The 21,001-nt window shown below is 58.1% G+C and carries 22 protein-coding genes; 16 read left to right on the forward strand and 6 right to left on the reverse strand.

Annotated features, from left to right (window positions below):
* Positions 1-1,675: 1,675 nt before the first annotated feature.
* Positions 1,676-2,044 (forward strand): DUF6124 family protein, encoded by a 369-nt coding sequence (locus FQ185_RS13850; RefSeq protein WP_149417893.1) that lies wholly within the window; start codon positions 1,676-1,678, stop codon positions 2,042-2,044.
* Between the two features lie 77 nt (positions 2,045-2,121).
* Here the strand turns inward: FQ185_RS13850 and FQ185_RS13855 are convergent, their stop codons facing one another.
* Positions 2,122-2,313, reverse strand: coding sequence for a hypothetical protein (locus tag FQ185_RS13855; protein ID WP_149417894.1), 192 nt, complete (start codon positions 2,311-2,313; stop codon positions 2,122-2,124).
* Positions 2,314-2,458: 145 nt separating this feature from the next.
* Between FQ185_RS13855 and FQ185_RS13860 the strand changes: the two genes are divergently transcribed.
* Positions 2,459-2,773 carry a phage tail assembly protein gene (locus tag FQ185_RS13860; RefSeq protein WP_149417895.1) on the forward strand — a complete coding sequence of 105 codons (315 nt, stop codon included), beginning with the start codon at positions 2,459-2,461 and terminating at the stop codon, positions 2,771-2,773.
* Positions 2,774-2,832: 59 nt separating this feature from the next.
* On the opposite strand, the gene FQ185_RS13865 is transcribed toward FQ185_RS13860, so the two are convergent.
* Positions 2,833-3,093 carry a hypothetical protein gene (locus FQ185_RS13865; RefSeq protein WP_149417896.1) on the reverse strand — a complete coding sequence of 87 codons (261 nt, stop codon included), beginning with the start codon at positions 3,091-3,093 and terminating at the stop codon, positions 2,833-2,835.
* An 18-nt stretch (positions 3,094-3,111) separates the two neighbouring features.
* On the opposite strand from FQ185_RS13865, the gene FQ185_RS13870 reads away from it, so the two are divergent.
* The 5 genes from FQ185_RS13870 (at position 3,112) to FQ185_RS13890 (ending at position 8,447) form a co-directional block, all read left to right on the forward strand.
* Positions 3,112-5,700: a phage tail tape measure protein gene (locus FQ185_RS13870; RefSeq protein ID WP_149417897.1), complete on the forward strand. Its 2,589-nt coding sequence runs from the start codon at positions 3,112-3,114 to the stop codon at positions 5,698-5,700.
* Positions 5,700-6,581 carry a phage tail protein gene (locus tag FQ185_RS13875; RefSeq protein WP_149417898.1) on the forward strand — a complete coding sequence of 294 codons (882 nt, stop codon included), beginning with the start codon at positions 5,700-5,702 and terminating at the stop codon, positions 6,579-6,581. Before FQ185_RS13870 ends, FQ185_RS13875 begins: the two co-directional genes overlap by 1 nt.
* Positions 6,581-6,787: a tail protein X gene (locus tag FQ185_RS13880; RefSeq protein WP_149417899.1), complete on the forward strand. Its 207-nt coding sequence runs from the start codon at positions 6,581-6,583 to the stop codon at positions 6,785-6,787. Before FQ185_RS13875 ends, FQ185_RS13880 begins: the two co-directional genes overlap by 1 nt.
* Complete coding sequence (locus tag FQ185_RS13885; protein ID WP_149417900.1) at positions 6,775-7,806, forward strand: phage late control D family protein; 1,032 nt, start codon at positions 6,775-6,777, stop codon at positions 7,804-7,806. The genes FQ185_RS13880 and FQ185_RS13885 overlap by 13 nt, the downstream gene beginning before the upstream one ends.
* Before the next feature lie 89 nt (positions 7,807-7,895).
* Entirely contained in the window at positions 7,896-8,447 is a 552-nt protein-coding gene (locus FQ185_RS13890; protein ID WP_149417901.1) for a phage baseplate assembly protein V, read from the forward strand.
* 35 nt (positions 8,448-8,482) lie between these two features.
* Here the strand turns inward: FQ185_RS13890 and FQ185_RS13895 are convergent, their stop codons facing one another.
* Complete coding sequence (locus FQ185_RS13895) at positions 8,483-9,442, reverse strand: hypothetical protein (protein WP_149417902.1); 960 nt, start codon at positions 9,440-9,442, stop codon at positions 8,483-8,485.
* Between the two features lie 108 nt (positions 9,443-9,550).
* On the opposite strand from FQ185_RS13895, the gene FQ185_RS13900 reads away from it, so the two are divergent.
* From FQ185_RS13900 to FQ185_RS13930, 7 genes are all read left to right on the forward strand, one after another.
* Positions 9,551-9,928 (forward strand): GPW/gp25 family protein, encoded by a 378-nt coding sequence (locus FQ185_RS13900; protein ID WP_149417903.1) that lies wholly within the window; start codon positions 9,551-9,553, stop codon positions 9,926-9,928.
* Complete coding sequence (locus FQ185_RS13905) at positions 9,912-11,033, forward strand: baseplate J/gp47 family protein (RefSeq protein WP_149417904.1); 1,122 nt, start codon at positions 9,912-9,914, stop codon at positions 11,031-11,033. The genes FQ185_RS13900 and FQ185_RS13905 overlap by 17 nt, the downstream gene beginning before the upstream one ends.
* Positions 11,026-11,571: a phage tail protein I gene (locus FQ185_RS13910; RefSeq protein ID WP_149417905.1), complete on the forward strand. Its 546-nt coding sequence runs from the start codon at positions 11,026-11,028 to the stop codon at positions 11,569-11,571. The genes FQ185_RS13905 and FQ185_RS13910 overlap by 8 nt, the downstream gene beginning before the upstream one ends.
* The gene (locus FQ185_RS13915) at positions 11,571-12,515 is read left to right on the forward strand and encodes a hypothetical protein (RefSeq protein ID WP_149417906.1); all 945 of its coding nucleotides are present in this window, start codon (positions 11,571-11,573) and stop codon (positions 12,513-12,515) included. The genes FQ185_RS13910 and FQ185_RS13915 overlap by 1 nt, the downstream gene beginning before the upstream one ends.
* A gap of 47 nt (positions 12,516-12,562) precedes the next feature.
* Positions 12,563-12,763 (forward strand): Com family DNA-binding transcriptional regulator, encoded by a 201-nt coding sequence (locus tag FQ185_RS13920; protein WP_149417907.1) that lies wholly within the window; start codon positions 12,563-12,565, stop codon positions 12,761-12,763.
* Complete coding sequence (locus tag FQ185_RS13925) at positions 12,724-13,575, forward strand: DNA cytosine methyltransferase (protein ID WP_149417908.1); 852 nt, start codon at positions 12,724-12,726, stop codon at positions 13,573-13,575. Before FQ185_RS13920 ends, FQ185_RS13925 begins: the two co-directional genes overlap by 40 nt.
* A 367-nt stretch (positions 13,576-13,942) precedes the next feature.
* Positions 13,943-14,482, forward strand: a complete 540-nt coding sequence (locus FQ185_RS13930) for a DUF4174 domain-containing protein (protein ID WP_149417909.1) — start codon at positions 13,943-13,945, stop codon at positions 14,480-14,482.
* Between the two features lie 57 nt (positions 14,483-14,539).
* Here the strand turns inward: FQ185_RS13930 and ampC are convergent, their stop codons facing one another.
* The gene (gene ampC, locus FQ185_RS13935; RefSeq protein WP_306108877.1) at positions 14,540-15,682 is read right to left on the reverse strand and encodes a class C beta-lactamase; all 1,143 of its coding nucleotides are present in this window, start codon (positions 15,680-15,682) and stop codon (positions 14,540-14,542) included.
* A gap of 161 nt (positions 15,683-15,843) precedes the next feature.
* Here ampC and FQ185_RS13940 point away from each other — a divergent pair, with 161 nt between their 5' ends.
* On the forward strand, positions 15,844-16,722 hold the full coding sequence (locus tag FQ185_RS13940) for a LysR family transcriptional regulator (protein WP_149417911.1): 879 nt from the start codon (positions 15,844-15,846) through the stop codon (positions 16,720-16,722).
* A 126-nt stretch (positions 16,723-16,848) separates the two neighbouring features.
* Here the strand turns inward: FQ185_RS13940 and gudD are convergent, their stop codons facing one another.
* Positions 16,849-18,192, reverse strand: a complete 1,344-nt coding sequence (gene gudD, locus FQ185_RS13945; protein WP_149417912.1) for a glucarate dehydratase — start codon at positions 18,190-18,192, stop codon at positions 16,849-16,851.
* 25 nt (positions 18,193-18,217) lie between these two features.
* Positions 18,218-19,564 (reverse strand): MFS transporter, encoded by a 1,347-nt coding sequence (locus FQ185_RS13950; RefSeq protein WP_149417913.1) that lies wholly within the window; start codon positions 19,562-19,564, stop codon positions 18,218-18,220.
* A 281-nt stretch (positions 19,565-19,845) separates the two neighbouring features.
* On the opposite strand from FQ185_RS13950, the gene FQ185_RS13955 reads away from it, so the two are divergent.
* A complete protein-coding gene (locus tag FQ185_RS13955; protein WP_149417914.1) occupies positions 19,846-20,559 on the forward strand; it encodes a FadR/GntR family transcriptional regulator in 714 nt (237 codons plus the stop codon).
* The last annotated feature ends 442 nt before the right edge of the window (positions 20,560-21,001 follow it).

Consider the following 21,001-nt stretch of genomic DNA (forward strand, 5'->3'; position numbering starts at 1 on the left):
CAACATTTCCATGCTGATCACCCTGTGTTCTCCTGCTCGAAAAGTGAGCAGAAGCAGTTGAACACCTGGGTCAGTTTTCAGTCGGCAGAACAGCCTCTACTGGGTCAGTTTTCGGTCAGCGGCAACACGGCAATGCGATAGCCACGCTATCTGGCGCGCAGTCTCTGCACCTATGGCTCATCGTTAGTCTGTTGTTGGGGATCTGTAACTATCTAGCTATGCAGAATGGAGTTCGAGAAGAACTTTGCTTCCTGCAGCCCAAGTTGCTGCCGACCATGACGATGAACCAAGTAGGAAAATCCGTCAGAAAAGCCATGTGTGATGCGCAGCTCCCCTTAGAGTTCTTAGGCGAGTTTCGATCAGTGAAAGGCGAAGGCGTCCATCTTCGTACCGCGCCGAGTATCAAATCACCGTTGGTGCAGGTGAAGCTTCCTGATAGGGCGACATTGCACGTCCTGGACGACAGCAACCGCGATTGGCTGCATGTTTCAGTCGTCGGGGAGGACGGCGTGGACGGTTGGATTTCCAGGAAGTACACCCACAAGCTCCAGTAGCCAATGTGGACTATCTATCGACATACACACGCTGTGAACATCCACCAACCTCGTGCCTTAGAGACAAAAGTAGCGTTGCGCAGTAATGGGAACAATCACGCATGTTAAACGACATTTAGTGTGACTTCGTGAAGGCTACAACCCCTAACGCCATTACCTACAAACACACCCGAATCGGCCTGCCGACACGCCAGATTGCCGCCGGTACATTATCCCCCGTCGCCACTCGAAGTGACCGGGCGGAGCAGCCCGTAGCACGTAGGTGCCTCTTTTGAAGAGACAGGCCGCTCCAGGCCTGATGTTTGATGGCGCTGTACGCCGGGCCCCTAGGGGCTACCGGCTTTGCGAAGTTCCCCGGTCCACTCACCGGCGTACAGGCGCCATTTTTTTAGCAGCCCGCCAACGTTATGGTGGCTGTGTGAGGGTTCTACCGTTTACATCGATTCAGCCTCTTTGTCGGTGACCTCGCACAGCTGCCTCCCTTTCATTGCGATAGGGGGCCGCGTCATTCAAACCCAATGAATGACGCCCAGCGCGGCAGCCCATCTTCCGGGTGGAAGTCCGACCTCCCACTCCAAATTCTCGATTCGAAAAACGCTACGCTACTGTGAGCTCAATTCGTCGACTATCACAGTCACTTCGCCATGACATCGTTGAGGGCTGTTGCAAGCGCACCACAACGTCCTACTAAGCGCCGTGTTTGCGGCAACCTCATAAAAAACGAACGAAGGAATTCTCGACTTTTGATGCGCATAAACATGTATCTGGGCGCGCGTTTAAAGACACCCGCTGTTACGTCCTATCGGCTACAACGCCTTGCGTCGTTACCTACGCGTGCGCCAGAATCCGCTGGCTTGTGCGGCTGTGGGGCAGGCTATATCGTTTCCCGGTCACTGAAAAACAGTGACCGGGTTTGGTAGCCCGCCTTGTAACAGCCGTATGGCAACACCTTATGCCGTCTCTTTTTTGGGACTCTGCTTTTATGGTGGCCATGCGTGGGGCTCCTTTGTGAGCGCCGGGTTTCCTGTTGCAGCCGGTCTACCAACCCGCGTATGGCCGCCACCCTCGTTTGGTAGCAAGGGTGGTGGCTCCTTAAAATCTGCAACAAGGAGTTTTCATCTATGTTCAAAGTTACGCCCAACCCCCCAATTACCGGTCCAGTACCCTACGACGCCTTTATTGATCTTGACCCCAAAAAAATGAAAGAGGCGGCCGACCGCGCACTCAGCTTCTACCTCAACCCCGGGGCATCGAAAACGCAGATACCGCCCCACAGACCCAGCACCATCTTCACCATCGACGCAGCGGTGGATGACGAAACGTTGCTCGTCGAGGCCTGCGAATCGTTGGCATCCGCCAGCGCCATGGTCAACGATCTCACCGGCTTAACGGACGGCCCACGACGCCAAACGATGCTGGTGCTGCAACGGGTTATCATGTTAGGTGAGCTAGCAGTCAATCGCGTACTGGACAACCACAAGCCTGGGTAGTAGCCAGGCGGATAGCGAGGGCGCTAGCGCCCTCGCTGTTTAGCAGCATTCAAAGGTCGCGACCGCGACAAGCTTCCTTATTGTTTTTTGGTAATGCCACCGACATAGAACCGCAGATGATGGCGCGCGGCGCTCTCAGCGCTCAGGCCACGCAGCTCTGTTGACCGCTGCTCCCCATTCGGTAAAAACACCGTCAACGTATCGCCCGACACCAGGTATGGGGCGGCGTACTGCGTACCTTCATGCTCGATTGTGACTTCGTCTTCCATCAACAACACCTTGTCCTTTCTTTGGAGTGATTACCGCTCGATAACGATCCTCGATCGAGCCGCGAAATCCTCTCCTTAAACCCGATTAAAAGCCAGCGTCTGCGCCCAGCGCCATCATCAGGGCTCTCAACCTGGAGCCACCACAATGGCCGACGCACTCAGCTTCACCCTCAAATTCCCCTTCAAAAGCGCCAGCGGCGAGCTCATCTCGACACTGCCCATCACGCGCCTCAAACGCAAAGACATCAGCGCCGTGCAGGCGGCGACCAAAGATGAAGGCGCCATGGAAGACATGCTCGTGGCCAAGATGCTGGGCATCACCTTGGAAGACCTCGGTGAGTTCGACATTGCCGACTCGTCGTTAGCCACCGAGGTGTTGCGGGAAATGGCAGCCGGTAGAGCCATTGCTGCAGTCCTGGGACGAAGCACTGCTGCTGGTCCTGCACCTGCAACCGTCTGAAATCGAACGGCTAGACATGGTGGATTACTGGCGCTGGGTAGCGGTGTGTCAGCGCGAGATTAACCGCCGGATCGAACTCGACGAACAATCGAGTAGCTGACCACCGTCACCAAGCCAACCACAAGCCCCGCCAGCAACGCGCCGCCCGCAGCAATAGGGGCGGCTGCCAGGGCCAGCAGTGGCAGCGTCAAGCAAAACACCAGCACCGCCGCCCACACCGGCAAGTGAACCAGGCACAGCCAGGCAAGCCAGATCACACCGGCGCCGATGGCCAGTGCATAGAGAATCTTGGCGGTGCGTAAAGCGGCTTTTTCAAACATGCCCAAAGCGTAGCAACTATGGCTAACGAAGTCCTCGTCGGGTTAAAAATTGGAGCAGTTGTCTCGGGCAGCTTGAACGCGGCATTCGGGTCGGCTAAATCGACCGTGCAGCAATTGGGTCGCGCCCTCCATGGCCTCACGACCAAGCAGCAGCAGATGGGCAACGAACTGTCGGCGTCGTTGGCCCGTGGCGGCACGGGGGTCGAGCGCCTGCGCCGGCAATACGCGGCGGTGGGCAGCACCCTTGATCAGCTCAAGGTTAAACAGGATCGCCTCACCGCCAGCATCGCCCGCGGTGAAACCTTGAAAACCAGACGTGGTGAACTGCGTGGCCAGGCCATGGAGGTGGCCGGCACTGGGGCGGCGTTGGGCGCGCCGATTTTTCAATCGATGAAAACAGCCGTCGACTTCCAGGACCAGACCCGCGACATCGCCATCACCGGCGGCTTCGACGTGGCGCAAGAAGCCCACCTCAGCCATGTGATGCGCAAGGCAGCGCTACGGTGGAACCAGACGCAAACCGACGTTGCCAATGGCACCGCCATACTGATCGCGGGCGGTATTGCCAGCGCAAAAGAGCTGGCCGCCTACGCACCCGTCATGGCCAAAACAGCCACCGCCACCCGCGCCAGCATGAATGACCTGGGCTCAGTGGCCATCGCGCTCAACGACAACCTGGGCATTGGTGCCGCAGGCCTCGAGCGGTCCATGAACATGCTCGCGTTCGCGGGCAAAAGTGGCCAGTTCGAACTCGCCGACATGGCCAAATGGCTGCCGCAGTTAACACCCCAGTTTGCCGCCTTGGGCATTACCGGGGAGCGCGCCGTGGCGGAAATTGGCGCTTCGTTACAGATCGCCCGCCGTGGTGCCGGTAGCAATGACGAGGCCGCCAACAACTACAAAAACTTCCTCTCAAAGATCACCGCGCCCGAGACGCTCAAGGCATTTGAAAAGGCTGGCATCGATCTCAAAGGCAGCATGAAAAATCTGGTCAGCGAAGGGTTTTCGCCTGCGCAGTCGATGATCAAAATCCTCACCGCACACCTGGGCACAAAAGCACCGGCCGCAGCCGCCGAGTACGGCAAGGCGCTGGACATAAAGGACGAGCAAGAACGACACATCGCACTGGCTCGGTTGGATGAAGCCTACAAACTCGGCGCGTTGTTTGCCGACCAACAAGTCTTGTCATTTGTCCGCCCCGCATTGGCCAACCAAAAAGACCTGAGCAACATCAAGCAAGGCAGCCAAGGCGCCGCGGATAAAGGCGTGCTGGATCAGGACTGGGCTAAACGCATGGGTAGTTCCAAGGAGCAACTCAAAGAGCTGCGCAACAACCTGACAGACATCGGTATCTCGGTAGGCAACGCGCTGCTCCCCGCGATTGTCGATGTCAGCCGTGCAGTGGTCCCGCTCATGCGGTCGTTCTCGGCATGGGCACAGCAAAACCCTGAACTCATCAGGGGTGTAGTGGGCCTGGTGGGCGGTCTGTTACTGGGCAAAATGGCCTTCATCGGCGTTGCTTATGGGGCCAACCTGGTGATGTCACCCTTTGTCGCCATGACCCGCACCATCACCACGCTCTCCGCCAAATGGACGCTGCTGCAGGGGATGTGCCAGATGGGCAAGTTCACGCCACTGATTACCGGCTTAAGCCGTGTCAGTGGTGGTTTGCGCTCGGTGGCCAGGTACGGCGGGTTGTTCTTGCGCGGCCTGACCACCGCCTTGGGCGCGCCGTTGATGATGATCGCCCGCGGTGGCCTGTTCCTGGGCAAGATTCTGGGCGGTACCTTGCTGTTCGGGTTGAAGCTCGCCGGGCAGGCCATCCTCTGGCTCGGCAGGGCCTTGATGATGAACCCCATCGGCCTGTTAATCACCGGTATCGCGATGGGCGCCTACCTGATTTACCGCCACTGGACACCGATCAAGACCTTCTTCGCCGGCCTATGGGACGAGGTAAAAGTCGGCTTCAGCGGTGGTCTGTCCGGCATCGTCGGGTTGTTGGCTAACTTCTCGCCGCTGGGCCTGGTCTACCGAGCCTTTGCCGGCGTGATGAGCTACTTCGGCATAGAGCTACCGGGCAAGTTCACCGAGTTTGGCGGCATGCTGATCACGGGTCTGGTAAATGGCATCAGCAACATGGCCGGGGCCCTCAAAGACAGCGTCGTGGGCATCGGGTCATCCGTTAAAGGCTGGTTTACCGAAACACTCGGCATACAGTCACCCAGCCGTGTGTTCATCGGCTACGGCGCCAACATCAGCGAAGGCGCCGCCCTTGGCATCCGTGCTCAGGCAGGTCTGGTACACAGGGCCGTACTCGATATGGCCGCGCAATCAAACGTCGACGTTGCCCCGCCAAACCCGGCGCAGGTTTCCAAGGCAAGCATGATGGGCAGCGCTTCGCGTATATCCCCAAGTGCAGGCCCTAGTGCGGCGGGCCCAGTGAATTTCCATTTCTCACCTCAAATCAACGTACCTGCTGGCGCGGACATGGGCCCAATCAATCAAGGGTTGCAGGCCAGCTACACCGAATGGATGCGCATGATGGAGCGCTACATCCACGACCAGCGTCGCCGCAGCTATGGCCCATCCCATCAGGGGGGCGTCTGATGTTTGCCATCCTGGGCGATATCGAATTCACCGTGGCCGGCGGCATCAGTGGCATGGAACAAAGCGGCTCGGCCGACTGGGCAGAGCACGCACGTATCCAGGGCAAGCCCTTGCTGGAATGGATCGGTGAAGGGCTCGATGAATGCACCCTGACCATCGAACTGCACCCCGTGCTGGGCAATCCAGAAGAGCGCTTGCGTGCGCTGCGCCAGGCCAAAAGTCAGCATCAACCGCTGGCGTTTGTGATGGGCAGTGGTGAGTACCTGGGTGCCTACGTCATCACCCAGATGTCCAATGCAATACGTCGCGCAACGGCCGTGGGCCAGATCAAGGCGGCCACGGTCCATCTGAGCCTTAAGGAATACACCGGGCCGTTTACGCGCAAAGTCGCCCGGCCGGGCCTGCTTGATTCAGCCGTGAACGGGACATCGGCAGCCGCCGCCGGTAAGCCCGGTCTGATCTCGCGGCTGATGCCCACGCCCAGTACCGTCCAAGCGGTGATCGGTCACGCAAAAACAGCCGGCAACATCCTCAAGGCGGGCCGGAATGTGTACCAGACAATCAAGAGCGGCAACGCCTCGATGGTCCTCGGCCAAGTTCCGCAATTGTTAGGTGTCACGGCCCGGGCCATAGCACCGCTGCAAGGGCTGAAGGCAGCCGCCGGGTTACTCGAAGACGGCGCCGACCTGTCGCAAGTGGGTGAACGCGTATTGGGCAGTGTGATGGGCGCTCGAACAGCCCTTGATCCGGTCGACCTGGGCAACATCATCGACCGCTTCACGGCATCTCACGAGTCGCTCGACCAGGCGCTCACCACACTGCACAGCGCCCGTACCCGGCTGGCGGGCTTGGCAGGCCAAGTCTTGACGAGGAAGGCCTGATGTTTATCACCCATGTCACCACCGAAGGTGAACGGTGGGATCAATTGGCTTGGCGTTACTACGGCGATGCTCATCGCTATTTACCGATCGTTCAAGCCAACCCTCATGTGCCGATCACCGCCATCTTGCCGTCGGGCCTGACCCTGGCCATCCCCATCCTCGAACCCGTGACCTCCGCCCAGGACCTGCCACCATGGATGCGATAATCCCCGCTCAGGTACCGCAAGCGCGCTTCGTACTGACCTATCAACAGCACAACATCACCCGTAACGTCAGCCAGCATTTGCTCTCTGTGTCCTACGACGACTACCTCACCGGCCAAGCCGACAGCCTGGCCGTCGAACTGGAAGACACCGAAGGCAAATGGCGTGATCAGTGGTACCCAGGCCATGGCGACAGCCTCACCTTATCCATGGGCTGGGAAGGCCAGCCACTGCGCGCCCTTGGCCGTTTCGAAATCGACGAAGTCGAACTCAACGGCCCACCCTCGACCATCACCATCCATGGCCTCGCCACCGGCATCAAAGCGGCGCTGCGCACACCCTCACACCACGCCTATGAAAACACCACGCTACAGGCCATCGCCCAACAGATCGCCGCACGCCAGGGCCTGGAACTGATCGGCACCATACAACCCATCCCACTCGACCGCCTGACCCAGCAAGATGCCGACCTGACCTTCCTGCGCAACCTGGCAGCCGAGTACGACTACGCCTTCAAAATCACCGGCCATCGCATGGTTTTCCATGCCATCAGCACATTAGCCAAAGCGGCGCCAGTGGCAACGCTGGTACTCCAGGACCTAAGCAATGTGAACCTGCGCGACCAAATCAAAAACGTGCCCCAGGCCGTCGAGGTCAAACACAAAGACCCCGCCACAAAAACACTGGTGGCCTACAAGATCGAAAACAACCAAACCGTCGCGGTCCCCAGCAGCATGAGCAAAACCACCACCAGCGGCGACACCCAAAAAAACCGAAAACGCAGCGCCTCGACCGAAGAATCCAAAGCAAAAGCCCAAGCCCAACTGGCCCGAGCCAACCGCGAACGCACCACCGGCAGCTGGTCAGCCATGGGCCGGCCCAACCTGGTCAGCGGCAACGTCGTCACCCTAGTCGCAGCAGGAAAACTCGGTGGCCGCTACCTCATCACAACCTCACAACACCGCATGACCCGCAGCGGCTACACCGTAAGCCAATCAGTCAGACGCGTATCCGCCCATTAACCCAACACACCACACCCCATGTGGGAGCGGGCTTGCCCGCGAATGGCCAGCAAATTCACCACCCATTCACCAGACTAAAATGAGCATCCATGCCCACCCAACTCGAATACGGCGAAGTCACAGCCCTCGACCACAAAACCTGCCGCCTCCGAGTCCGCCTCGACGACCGCGACGGCGTCGAGAGCTACTGGCTCAACGTCCCTCAACGCAATACCCAAGGCACACAGCGCCGCCCACTCATGCCCGAACTGGGCGAACAAGTCGCGGTGCTGCTCGATGCTGATGGTGTGGGTGTTGTGTACCTGGGCGGCATCTACTCAACCGCCGAACCACCACCGGTTGTGGATGAGGACACGGACTATGTGCGGTTCAGTGATGGGACGGTCTCAACCTACGACCGTGCGGCCGGGGTGATGATGCTGGACTGCGTGGGGGCTTTGCTAGTGAAGTGCGGGCGCAACATCACGGTTGAGTCGGGTGATGCGGTGGTGGTGAAAGCACCTTCCGCGACGTTGGACATCGCGCAGGTCATTTTGAATGGAAACCTGCAGTTGAGTGGAGACCTGAGCGTGGATGGCAACGTTGACATAAAAGGTACTGTCATGGACGTCGGCGGTAATTCGAACCATCACGATCATTGAATTTCTGTTCCGCGCATCGCTGAAATGGCAATGTCTCATGCTCTACCTAGCTTCCCATCAACTGAAAGGAATAAGTCTCCAGCAAGATCAAGGCGTAAAGTATTCAATTCTGGCGTTTCTGGGTTGAAGCCGACATCGAAAAGTGAGGCGTCGCAATAATCTACGGCGGACAAGCCGGACTGAAATATTGGATACGAAACTTGCAGAGGGCTCCCGTTCGGACGAAGCAAGGTAACGGTTCCTTTGACCTGAATCAGTCCAGCTTCCGGCCCAGCCTGTTCGTGCGGCGTATCTTTGTTTATTACAGCTTCTTCTACCGCCACCCGACACTCAGCAGTCGCACCGTGAGCGAGCACAAATCGCGCCTCATGCATAAGTAGCATTACGCAGAGGAGGATAATTGGTTTTTGCGCAACTATCGCCTGCTCGTCGAAGCTCAACGCGTTCAACCTCAAAACGGCAAGCAAGTCATCTAACAACTGATCCCCGGTGAAAGCGGGATAGCTTACGATAAAGCTGACTAGATATTGGAAGGGAGCAAAGCCATCTTTACCAAGCTTAAAGAGTTGCAGCTGAGTGGTTTGGCTTTTCTTATCGTCTTTGAAGAAAGTATCGATACGCGATCTGAGTTTTTCAGGGGTTACGTTGAATTTCTCTCTAAGGTACTCAGGTTTACATTTGTCCACCTGATATTTCATGAGTTTTTTGATGTAAATAGGAATCGGGTTGGAAACATTCAACGCCTGCGCATCTGGCATCGCGTATTCCAAAAAGTATTTGAAACTTAGGTAAATGTTCTCCAGAGACTCGTTCAACAAGCCTCGGTCTCTCGCGTCATTGTGAGCCACAAAATCTGCTGCTTCGCGAAAGACCAAGTGCCCCGCAGAATAGGCACGCAGGCGCATGAAGAGATTGTCGATGTCATTCTCATCAAAATTACCGGCTTGGATTTTATCGACCACCTTTTGAGCTTTTATTCTTTCGCTAGCCTTCATTGTCCTAATCCATCTCGTCCATACATTGAGTCTGCCATGCGGTGGGTCCACTCGCATCTTTAAACCTGATTAAAAGCTTCTGGTCGTGAGCAGCATCATCATGGGCCCATGACAACGCCCATACCTCACACCAGCATCACCGCCGCCCACTGGCAGCCCGCTCTCGGTACCTCCGGAGAGGTGGTCGAGGGCCTGCGCGATATTGACCAATCCATTCGCATCATCCTGAGCACGCCCAAGGGCAGCGATCCCCATCGCCCGGAGTTTGGCAGCGACCTGCACCTGTACCTCGACTGGCCCACCAACCGCGTCACGCCGCATCTGGTGCGCGAGGCAGTCGACGCCATTCGCCACTGGGAACCCCGCGTCTCAGTGGCCCAGGTGAAAGTCCAGATCAACGCAGCGCAGATCATCGTGCAGGTGCATTGGCGTGTAGCCGGCGAAGTGTCCCAGTTGACCGAGGTGCCCTATGCGCGAACTGCCTAAACCCGAATTCATCAAAATAGACCCCGTCGCGCTAGAGGCCCAACTGATCGCCCGCTACGAACAGAAGTCGGGCAAAACCCTGTACCCGGCCCAGATCGAACGACTGTACATCGACCAAATTGCCTACGCGGTATCCCGATTGCAGATGAGCATCCAGAACGCCGGCGAACAACTGCTGGTGCGTTTCGCCCGCGGCCCGATTCTCGATTACCTCGGCGAACTGGTCGCCACCCCCAGGCTGCTGGCCCAAGCCGCCCGCTGTACCGTGCGTTTCACCATGCCCGCGGCGGTAACCCAGCCACTGCTTATCCCGATCGGCACTCGGGTCAGCACCCAGGATGCCAAGCTCACCTTCATCACCGATCAGGACGTGGTGATGGCCGTCGGTCAAACCCACATGACCGTCACTGCCACCTGCACGACCGCCGGCCAACAAGGCAACGGCTGGACCGTCGGCCAGATCAGCGCCCTCGGCAACTCGCCAGCAGCTGGCCTGACCGCCAGCAACATCACACTCACCACCCAAGGTGCCGAGGATGAAGACGATGACCGCTACCGCGAGCGCATCATCCTGGCCCCCGAAGCCTTCAGCAACGCCGGCAGCCGCGCCGCCTATCGCTACCACACGCTGGCGGTGCACCAGTCCATCATCGACGTCGCCGTACATGGCCCAGATGAAGGTCAGCCCGACGGCCACGTCGCGCTGTACCCGCTGACGACCACCGGCTTGCCAACGGACGATCTACTGCAACGCATAAAAGATCAGGTCAGCGGCGAAAAACTCCGTCCGCTGTGCGACACGGTCAATGCATTTTCCCCAACTGAAGTCGGCTATCAGATCAAGGCAAACATCACGTTCTACGCCAACGCAGACCGCAGCGCCGCCATGGCAGCCGCGCAAGCCGCCGCACACGCCTATGCAGTCGAGTCTCGGGCCGGGCTCGGGCGCGATCTGGTACCGGAACAACTGACCGCTTTGCTTCAAGTCACTGGTGTGTACCGCGCCAATCTGAATGTGCCGTCAGGCCTGCGCGAGTTGCAAAGCAATGAATGGGCGAACTGCTCATCCATTCAACTGATCGATGCCGGGGTGGCTTATGGCTGATCAGTCACTGCCACCCGCACTGGCCGGTGATGAACGTTTTTCACTGCTCTGTGAGCTACTCGACCAGGCATTAGCCGACCTCGATCTCAACGTGATGCTGGTTTACCTGATTGACCTGGTGAAACCCTCGCTACTATTGGCGTTGGCCGATCAATTCTCGCTCCTCGACGAAGCGGCCTGGGAGCTGGCCGAGTCCGAAGAAGCCAAGCGCAACTTAATCAAAAACGCCGCCGAACTGCATCGTTTCAAGGGCACGCCGTGGGCCATCCGCGAGGTCATTCGATTACTCGGCTTTGGCGAGGTCACCCTCATGGAAGGGCTACACGCTCAACCGAGCACCGAGCCTTCCACCTGGCCGCTGTACCGGATCGTTCTAAAACGTGTCATCACCAACGATCAGGCGGTGCTACTGCGCCGCCTTCTACTTTCCGTCGCCCCGGCACGCTGCCGCCTGGTATCACTCGACTATCAGTCAGTTGCCATTCGCTACAACGCAGTCGCGCGCTACGACGGCCAATACAACCATGGGAGCAGCTAATGGCCGATCTACCCGAATCCCCCGACTGGGCGCCTGGCGTCTACCAACTCGAAACTTCTGACCCCGTGTTAGGTGGCCCCGACGGCGTCTCCAATCAACAAGCCAAACACCTCGCGAATCGAACAAGCTGGCTTAAGAAAAAAATAGATGCGCTTTTAGATGGCAGTGGCATTCCCTTTGCCAGTCAACGTGAAGCAGAAAAAGGAGCTAATACCAACAAACCGATGAGTGCGCTCAGAGTGTTCCAAGCCATCGGCGCCAAGGTCGTCCAGGCAACAACGAGTGCGCCAGGGATCGCAAGAATTGCAACTCAACTATTGGTTAAGGCGGGTACAAACGACCACACGATCGTGACGCCGAAAGCGCTCGCGGCAACATTCCCGTTTCGAGGTATTAAAGTCTATTCGTCGGCTGGAGAGTTCACTTGGGAAGTACCACCAGGTGTCACTAAAGCTTGGGTGACTATTATCGGGGCCGGCGGTGGCGGAGCCCGAATTGCTGTTCTACCCGGTCCTTCTGGAGGATCAGGTGGGGGTATTTCCAAAAAGCTTGTCGACCTGACTGGAGTAACGTCAGTCGCTGTAAAGGTCGGTGCAGGTGGCATAGGAGGCAAGGTTAATGGCACGAATGGTACCGACGGCGGCATCTCGGCATTTGGTGCAACACCGTGGGCCACAGGTGGCTATGGAGGTCGCATAGACGGAAAGGGACCGGAAGGGGGATATGGCGTTGATGGTGATGAAACCAGCACCATCGGTGGAGGCTACCTTCCAGTTGGCACTGCCTCCAACGATGCTTTTATTGGTGGCGCTGGCGGCGGTGGAGTATCTGGATCCGCAGGAGTCGGCGACCACCGTCCGCGGAGTCCGGGACACGGTGGAGGTGGGCGAAACGGTGGCCCGGCACCTGATGGCGCAGATGGACAAGTGACCATCCAATGGTAAGCAATCGAAAGGCTTCTTAAAGGAGGCACATTACAAGGGGTCTGATCATGCAGGAAATACGCTGTGGCGAGTGCCACCGAAAACTCGCCGCTGTCAGCGGTTTCACCGAACTACAAATCAAGTGTCCGCGCTGCCGAACACTCAATTACTTGAAGGCCCCGAGCCTCCTGTCCGAATGCCCTGAGCATCTGCCCATAGAAGTGCAGAAATGCCCCAGCCCACCATTGGAAGTCTGTTCGCAGGCATAGGAGGTTTTGATGTCGGATTCGAAAACGCAGGCTACCGCACCGCCTGGCAAGTGGAACTCAACCCCACTAACCGGGCTGTCCTTACCGATCGATTTCCACACGCCGTCCAGTTCGAAGATGTCCGCCACTGCGGCGCACACAACCTCCGTCCCGTCGACGTCATCACCGGCGGCTTTCCCTGCCAAGACATCAGCCTTGCCGGCGCCAGACCCAGCAACAAAGAAACCCGAGGCCTGCGTGGTCAACGCAGCGGCCTGTTCTGGGAAGTCATACGAATCCTCAAAGAGACACAACCTCGCTGGGTGGTGCTTGAGAATGTCGTTAACCTGCTCGCTATCAACGATAGCCAAGACTTTGAAACAGTCATCCGGGCCCTTGCGCAATGCGGGTATGTGGGATTCTGGCGAGTGCTTAATGCTCAATATTTCGGAGTCCCCCAGCAACGTCGTCGCGTATTCCTGGTCGCAGGTTACAGACGAATGCCCCCCATGGAGCTGCTGGCTGACGCCGCGCCAGTGGAAGCAATACCTCCAGCGTCTGGCAAGATCGCGTGGCCACGCCCCGCGGATGCATGGGCTGCCAATACTCTATTGGCAAACAAAGCAGGCTCACAAATCGCTATGGGCTGTACCACTTTCATCGCTCAACCGAACGGATGGCATCAGATGGCTGAGCGGCAGCGAGCGTCTGAAAATGATGGGCTTTGCCTCGGACTGGATGCGTCCAACCTTGCAGAGGCTTTCGCTGCCGGAAACGCCGTCGTTACGCAAATCGCGCAATGGATCGCCGAAAAGCTAATTAAGGCACACTAAAAACAAAGGCAGCAGAGACCACCACATCCGCTGCCTAACCCCAACACCTCAGTTTCCGAAATTCCCTTGCACCACACGCAACAAACCTAAACTCCATTTACCTCGCACCAGCGCCCGAGTTTTTCGCGCTCGGCATCATCTGCTTGTCGCGGCACCAGACAATGGTGTGGTTTAGCTGAGCGCTCATGGAGTGGTCCTCACGGCGGTTCAGGTGGGGCGTCATGAGTTATGAGATTAGCTCAGCCTGTTGCGCAATGACCGCCCTGACCTAAGCTTGGGGCAAGGCGGAACACAATTGCGGTGCGTCACCCGGAACGATCGCCGCGATGCGCAATCATTAGAGCGTGGATATCAAAAGGAGATGCGCATGCTCATCAGGTCATTGACCCTGGCTACCCTGCTGGCTATCGCCGGCCCCTTGTTCGCCGCCGATGGCGACTCACCTCTGGATATGGACAAGGGCAGGGCCCGGCCGTTGATTGTCATCGCTCCAAGCACGGTGGACCCGACGTGGGTCAATCTTAAAAAGTCGCTGGATGAGCCGGCCAACCGCAAGGGTTTCACCGAACGAAACATGGTGCTGTACACCGTGCTCAACTTGATGGGCCAGCGCGAAGGCAAAGACCTGGGGCCACAAGACACTGCGGCATTGATCCGCTCGCTCAAGTTGGGCGCCGGAGCCAAGTCCAAGGTCATTCTGGTGGGTAAGGACGGGGAAAAAAAGCTTGAAGAATCGGGTGCGGTCGAGCTGAAGACGATTTTCGACGCCGTCGACCAACTGCCGGCTTCAGAGAAAGAAGCAACGGTACCAACGCCACCACCGGTCGCAGAAACCGCACCGACCAAGGGCGCCAAAGGCACAAAACCCGGCAAACCCGCCAAACCTCCTGAAATGCCGAATGATTGAATCCCGGTAGCAGCCTCGCAGGCTCGGAAGCTGCTACAAGGGATCGAGCTGTCTGAACTATTGGGCCAACGCGTTCAATATCGTATGAGCAATCTTGACCCGCTCCGGGTTCGGGTAATTTTTGTTGGCCAGGATCACGATGCCAATGTCTTTCGAAGGCACGTAGGCCACATAAGCACCGAAACCACCCGTCGAGCCGGTTTTGTTGACCAGCACATTGTCCGGTTGCGGTTGCGGCGGGTTTAGCCACTGGACTTTGTGAGCCTCCATCGCCATCTGCGTCGAGTTGCCAGCCAGCAATTTTTCCAGCGTGATCGGGTAGCGATACATCTCCCAACCCAAACCCTGAGTCATGTCACCGACCGTGTAGTAACCGGTATGCGTCGTCGCGATAGCTTGCTGCAAAGGCTTTTCCAGCCCGTTCGGTTTCATGTTCGCTTCAACATACCGAAGCATGTCCGCCGCACTGGTTTTTACCCCATATGCCTCGGAATCCAGCGCCCCCGGCCCAACCCGCACGGGTTTGTCCTCCTTGTCATACCCCTGGGCGTAAAGCGCCATTTGAGCCTGCGCAACCTTGAGGTACGTGTGCTTCAGTCCTAGTTTGGGCAGCAGGGTCTTTTCCATCACGTCATCAAAGGGTGCACCCATGCTGTGGGCTGCCAGATAACCGAATAGCCCAATGCTGGGATTCGAGTACTGCCGATGGGTGCCGGCGACGTAGGTCGGTCGCCACTGTTTGAAATAGCCGAGCATCTTGTCCGGCGCATCGGCATCGCTGGGAAATTGCAGCGGCAGGCCGCCGGCAGTGTAGGTGCCGAGTTGCAGCACGCTGATATTGTCGAACGCACTGCCGCGCAGTTCCGGCAGAACGCTGCTGGCCTTGTCGGACAGGGACAGTTTGCCGGTCGCCTGAGCGTAGGCGGCGAGGGTGGCGGTGAAGGTTTTGCTCACCGAGCCGATCTCGAACAGGGTGTCTTCGGTGACGGCTTTGCCGTTTTCCTTCGAAGCCACGCCGTAGTTAAAGTAATGCGGTTGGCCGTTGACGGTGATTGCGATCGCCACACCGGGGATCGATTGTTGCTGCATCACCGGTTCGATGGCAGCCTTCACGATGGTTTCGATGCGGTCGTCAGCAACGCAATGACCGGCGCTGAGGAAAAGCATGAGAGCGCTGTAGGACAAGAGTTTGTTAGGCATGATTGAGTCACTTTCCATGAGTTTCAATGGTGTTAACCGCTACACTCCGAGCGGTTTTTTCAATTCGGGCCGCTGATGGGCGTGCCAAATCTATGCAGTCTGCCGAGGTTCGACAACCGAGCATATTTCGGACGAGCCATTAGAAAAATTTGGGAGTTGGCATGATCCGGCCTCAGTTACCGCTCAATGCACTGCGCGCCTTCGAGGCCTCTGCCCGTCATTTGAGTTTCACCCGGGCGGCGGTGGAGTTGTGCGTCACGCAGGCGGCGGTGAGTCATCAAGTCAAAAGTCTTGAGGCTCAGCTTAACGTAACGCTGTTCAAACGTTTGCCCCGTGGGCTGATGCTGACCAGCGAGGGAGAAACCCTATTGCCGGTGCTGCGCGAATCCTTCGACCGCATCGCCCAAACCCTGGAGCGTTTCGAGGGCGGGCATTTTCGGGAGGTGCTGACGGTGGGGGCGGTGGGGACGTTTGCGGTCGGTTGGCTGTTGCCGCGGTTGACCGACTTCCAGGCGAAACATCCATTCATAGATTTGCGCCTTTCGACCAACAACAATCGGGTGGATGTGGCGGCTGAAGGACTGGATTACGCCATTCGGTTTGGCGCGGGGGCGTGGCATGGCATTGAGGCGTTGAAGCTGATCGAGGCACCGCTGTCGGTGCTATGTGTTCCCGACATTGCCCGGCAACTGAAGTCACCCGCGGATCTGTTAACGCAGACGTTACTGCGTTCTTATCGCACAGACGAGTGGCCGGACTGGTTTCAGGCAGCCGGACTCTCGACCCGCGCAGCGCCACCGCGCAGCATCGTCTTCGACTCGTCGCTGGCGATGATGGAGGCGGCGTTGCAAGGGGCGGGCGTGGCATTGGCTCCGCCATTGATGTTCGCCCGGCAATTGGCGGCGGGGGCAATCGAGCAGCCGTTCGCTATCGGCATCACCACCGGCAGCTACTGGCTGACCCGCTTGCAGTCGCGCCCCGAAACGTCGGCGATGGCGACGTTCAGGGACTGGTTACTGCAAACGGCACAGATGAGTTAGCGAATGCCATTCCTGTGGGGCGAGCTTGCTCGCGATGAGGCCATGACATTCGACATCTCCTCTGTCTGTCAAACCGCTATCGCGAGCAAGCTCGCTCCCACAGGTACTGCGGCATTTTTCAGATTGCTAGCGCACCAGACACGGCCGCTTGTTATCGAACTTCCACCCCGGGATCAAAAACTGCATCGCCACGCTGTCATCCCGCGCGCCCAGTCCCATGCCCTTGTACAGCTCATGGGCCTTGGCGAACTGATCCATGTCCAGTTCGACCCCCAGCCCCGGTTTCTTCGGCACCTGCACGCAACCACCGACGATTTGCAGCGGCGCTTTGGTCAGGCGCTGACCGTCCTGCCAGATCCAGTGCGTGTCGATGGCGGTGATTTCACCGGGTGCGGCCGCCGCGACGTGAGTGAACATCGCCAGGGAAATATCGAAGTGGTTGTTGGAATGCGAACCCCAGGTCAGGCCCCATTCATGGCACATCTGCGCCACGCGGACCGAGCCCTGCATCGTCCAGAAGTGCGGGTCGGCCAGCGGAATATCGACTGATTGCAACTGGATCGCGTGGCCCATTTCCCGCCAGTCGGTGGCGATCATGTTGGTCGCGGTTTTAAGGCCCGTGGCACGACGAAATTCCGCCATGACTTCACGTCCTGAATAACCGTTTTCCGCGCCGCACGGGTCTTCGGCGTAAGCGAGTACGTGATGCTGATCCCGGCACAGGCGAATCGCTTCTTTCAGCGACCAGGCACCATTAGGATCGAGGGTGATGCGCGCATCGGGGAAGCGTTCGGCGAGGGCGGTGACGGCTTCGATTTCTTCATCGCCACTGAGCACGCCGCCCTTGAGTTTGAAGTCCTTGAAGCCGTAACGGGCGTGGGCGGCTTCGGCCAGGCGCACCACGGCGTCGGCGCTCATGGCTTTTTCGTGACGCACGCGGAACCAGTCGTTGTCGGCGTCCGGTTCGCTGCGGTAAGCCAGATCGGTTTCGTTACGATCACCGACATAAAACAGATAACCGAGCATCTTCACTTCATCGCGCTGCTGGCCTTCACCGAGCAGGGCGGCGACCGGCACGTCCAGATGCTGACCGAGCAGATCGAGCAGCGCAGCTTCGAGGCCGGTGACCGCGTGAATGGTGATGCGCAGGTCGAACGTCTGCAAACCACGACCGCCGGCATCACGGTCGGCGAAAGTCTGGCGCACTTGATTGAGGATCTTCTGGTAGGTGCCAATCGGGCTGCCGACCACCAGGCTGCGCGCGTCTTCGAGGGTCTGGCGAATACGCTCGCCACCCGGGACTTCGCCGACTCCGGTGTGGCCGGCGTTGTCCTTGAGGATCACGATGTTGCGGGTGAAAAACGGCCCGTGAGCGCCGCTCAGATTCAGCAACATGCCATCGTGGCCGGCCACCGGAACAACCTGCATGCTGGTGATGATCGGGGCTTTTGCGGTTTCTTGTGAGTTCATTTTATTGTCCTTATAAACCAGTATTTCAGGCGTGATTGGGCGCTGGTTTGCCCTGTGCAACGGCAGGTTCGGTTTTCGGTTTATTGCGTGCGGAGAAGACAATGATCGCGGCGATGATCGAGGTCGCCGCCAGGCCGTACAGCCCGCCCTGAATCGAACCGGTGTGTTCTTCCAGCAGGCCGAACGTGGTCGGCGCAACGAAACCGCCGAGGTTGCCCACCGAGTTGATCAAGGCGATCACCCCGGCTGCGATCCGTGCATCCAGATACGCTTGAGGGATCGGCCAGAACAGCGACGACGCCGATTTGAAACCCAGGGCTGCGAAGCAGATGGCGACGAAGGCGAAGATCGGCCCGCCGGTGGTGGACATGAACATCCCGGCCGCCGCGATCAGCAGGGCAGCGGCAACCCAGGCTTGCTGGTGCTTCCATTTGGCCGACAGCGAAGCGAAAGCGTACATGCCGACGATCGACAGCAACCACGGGATGGAGTTGAACAGCCCGACCTGAATGTCGCTCAAATCGCCCATCTTCTTGATGATGCTCGGCAGCCAGAAAGTCGCGGCATAGATCGTCAATTGGATGAAGAAATAGATCACGCAGAACAGGATGATCTGGCGATCCTTGAGCAGTTTGCCCAGGGAAGGTTTGATCGGCGTCGCAGCCTCGCGGGCCAGTTGTTCGTCGTCGATGGCCTTGACCAGCGCATCCTGCTCTTCGCGGCTCAGCCATTTGGCGTCGTGGGGTTTGGAGTCCAGCCAGAACCAGACGAACACGCACAGCCCGACCGAAAACATGCCTTCAATGAAGTACATCCATTGCCAGCCGTGCATGCCGAATCCGCTGATTTGCAGCAGCAACCCGGACAACGGACCGGAGATCAGCGAAGCAATCGCCGAGCCGCTGAGGAAGATGGCAATTGCCTTGCCGCGCTCCACGCCGGGCAACCAACGAGTGAAGTAATAAATCACCCCGGGAAAGAATCCGGCTTCAGCCACGCCCAGCAGAAAACGCAGGATATAGAAGTGGGTTTCATTCTGAATGAAGGCCATGCAAGCAGCGACAAGGCCCCAGGTCAGCATGATGCGGGTCAACCAGATTCGCGCGCCGACTTTTTGCAGGAGGATGTTGGAGGGTACTTCGAACAGCGCGTAACCGATGAAAAACAGCCCGGCACCGAGGCCGTAGGCGGCAGCGCCAATGCCCAGGTCGTGCTCCATGTGGGCGCGGACGAAGCCGATGTTCACGCGGTCGATGTAGTTGACGATGAACATGATCACGAACAGCGGCAGTACATGGCGTTTCACTTTCGAGATGGCTGACTTCAGGACCGAATCGGCGCCGTCGTTCATCCCGGATATGGATGTATTCACTGCGTTATCTCCCACTGATTATTTTTATGCGGGGTGTGACGGGATGTTGCGATGTTGATAGACATCATACAACTACATTTTTCCGTCCTGCAAGCATCGTCACCCAATAAAATGGCGCTGTTTAAGCGATTTTTTATTCTTTTTGCGATTGTGTGGGGCCTTGGTGATGGCTGTTTTGCTCACATTGTTGAGTGTTGTCATACAAGTTGGTCGGTGTTTTCTTGAGATTCCCGTCAAGCGCAGTGCTAGGATTCCGCTAGCTCTGCTCCCGGATGATCGCCATGCAAGAAGACCTCGACGCGCCTGCCCGCAAGCGCACCCACAATCTGGCCCATGACCTGGTCGCCAAACTGACCCAGAGCATCTTGCTCGGCCAGATGCTGCCGGGGGACAAGCTGCCGTCGGAGAACTCGATTGTTCAGGAGCACGGGGTCAGTCGCACGGTGGTGCGCGAGGCGATCTCGAAGTTGCAGGCGTCCGGGTTGGTTGAAACCCGCCATGGCATCGGCACCTTTGTTATTGAACGAGCGCCAGAGCAGGGCCTGCGGCTGAACGTCGATACCGCGCTGGGGGTGCGCAGTATTCTGGAGTTGCGCATGGGCCTGGAAACCCAGGCTGCGGCGCTGGCTGCAGTTCGTCGCACCGATCAGCAATTGGCGCAGATGCGGCAGGCACTCGATGATTATCAAAGCCTGCTCGCCAACAACGACAGCTGCGTTGAAGCCGACAAACGCTTTCATCTGTTGATCGCCGAAGCCACCGGCAATGTGTGCTTCACCGAAATCATGCAGCACCTGGGCAACGCCATGATCCCGCGAACCCGCGTCAATGCCGCCGAGCGCGGCGCGGTGGATCTGAGCAAGCTCGGGCACTTGGCCAACCTCGAACACGAGGCAATACTCAACGCCATCAAACGCCAGGATGCGGAGGCAGCGCGAGCGGCGATGTGGTTGCACCTGAGCAACAGTCGCGACAGGTTTTCGACGGATCGCTGACAACCGATTATCTACTCGATAGCACGCTCTTCACGCATCCGCTTCCAACCTGTACGGCCCAGAAATACTGGACCTCATCAGTGAGGTGCGTCATGGCTAACGACTCAATGTTCCAGGGTGGAACGTCCAATATCGACCCCACCAGACCGATCCCCGGCACGGACGAGTTGCCGACGGATCACGATACACCGCCCGGCAGGGATCCCTCGCTGGACCCGGCCAGCGCAGACTCGGATCGACCAGAAGACTGGATGGACCCGGGAGCGGAAGAGGATGTGCCTCCGGCGGATGAACCCACACCGCTATCCGATGACAGGCGATAAACAGAACCCTGCCAGTGCGCCGGTTTTTTTGTGGACGGCAGGTTTACCGCGTTTTCGTTCTTCGCGGGCAAGCCCACATTGGATCTCCAGTGTTCACGCGATCAGTGTGGGAGCGGGCT

It is taken from the genome of Pseudomonas sp. ANT_H12B (genome assembly GCF_008369325.1).
In the GTDB taxonomy this organism is placed as follows: domain Bacteria; phylum Pseudomonadota; class Gammaproteobacteria; order Pseudomonadales; family Pseudomonadaceae; genus Aquipseudomonas.

Excerpts from the sequence above, each read along its gene's own strand:
- FQ185_RS13850 (WP_149417893.1), top strand. The coding sequence starts at position 1,676 with ATGTTCAAAGTTACGCCCAACCCCCCAATTACCGGTCCAGTACCCTAC.
- FQ185_RS13855 (WP_149417894.1), bottom strand. The coding sequence starts at position 2,313 with ATGGAAGACGAAGTCACAATCGAGCATGAAGGTACGCAGTACGCCGCC.
- FQ185_RS13860 (WP_149417895.1), top strand. The coding sequence starts at position 2,459 with ATGGCCGACGCACTCAGCTTCACCCTCAAATTCCCCTTCAAAAGCGCC.
- FQ185_RS13865 (WP_149417896.1), bottom strand. The coding sequence starts at position 3,093 with ATGTTTGAAAAAGCCGCTTTACGCACCGCCAAGATTCTCTATGCACTG.
- FQ185_RS13870 (WP_149417897.1), top strand. The coding sequence starts at position 3,112 with ATGGCTAACGAAGTCCTCGTCGGGTTAAAAATTGGAGCAGTTGTCTCG.
- FQ185_RS13875 (WP_149417898.1), top strand. The coding sequence starts at position 5,700 with ATGTTTGCCATCCTGGGCGATATCGAATTCACCGTGGCCGGCGGCATC.
- FQ185_RS13880 (WP_149417899.1), top strand. The coding sequence starts at position 6,581 with ATGTTTATCACCCATGTCACCACCGAAGGTGAACGGTGGGATCAATTG.
- FQ185_RS13885 (WP_149417900.1), top strand. The coding sequence starts at position 6,775 with ATGGATGCGATAATCCCCGCTCAGGTACCGCAAGCGCGCTTCGTACTG.
- FQ185_RS13890 (WP_149417901.1), top strand. The coding sequence starts at position 7,896 with ATGCCCACCCAACTCGAATACGGCGAAGTCACAGCCCTCGACCACAAA.
- FQ185_RS13895 (WP_149417902.1), bottom strand. The coding sequence starts at position 9,442 with ATGAAGGCTAGCGAAAGAATAAAAGCTCAAAAGGTGGTCGATAAAATC.
- FQ185_RS13900 (WP_149417903.1), top strand. The coding sequence starts at position 9,551 with ATGACAACGCCCATACCTCACACCAGCATCACCGCCGCCCACTGGCAG.
- FQ185_RS13905 (WP_149417904.1), top strand. The coding sequence starts at position 9,912 with ATGCGCGAACTGCCTAAACCCGAATTCATCAAAATAGACCCCGTCGCG.
- FQ185_RS13910 (WP_149417905.1), top strand. The coding sequence starts at position 11,026 with ATGGCTGATCAGTCACTGCCACCCGCACTGGCCGGTGATGAACGTTTT.
- FQ185_RS13915 (WP_149417906.1), top strand. The coding sequence starts at position 11,571 with ATGGCCGATCTACCCGAATCCCCCGACTGGGCGCCTGGCGTCTACCAA.
- FQ185_RS13920 (WP_149417907.1), top strand. The coding sequence starts at position 12,563 with ATGCAGGAAATACGCTGTGGCGAGTGCCACCGAAAACTCGCCGCTGTC.
- FQ185_RS13925 (WP_149417908.1), top strand. The coding sequence starts at position 12,724 with ATGCCCCAGCCCACCATTGGAAGTCTGTTCGCAGGCATAGGAGGTTTT.
- FQ185_RS13930 (WP_149417909.1), top strand. The coding sequence starts at position 13,943 with ATGCTCATCAGGTCATTGACCCTGGCTACCCTGCTGGCTATCGCCGGC.
- ampC (WP_306108877.1), bottom strand. The coding sequence starts at position 15,682 with ATGCCTAACAAACTCTTGTCCTACAGCGCTCTCATGCTTTTCCTCAGC.
- FQ185_RS13940 (WP_149417911.1), top strand. The coding sequence starts at position 15,844 with ATGATCCGGCCTCAGTTACCGCTCAATGCACTGCGCGCCTTCGAGGCC.
- gudD (WP_149417912.1), bottom strand. The coding sequence starts at position 18,192 with ATGAACTCACAAGAAACCGCAAAAGCCCCGATCATCACCAGCATGCAG.
- FQ185_RS13955 (WP_149417914.1), top strand. The coding sequence starts at position 19,846 with ATGCAAGAAGACCTCGACGCGCCTGCCCGCAAGCGCACCCACAATCTG.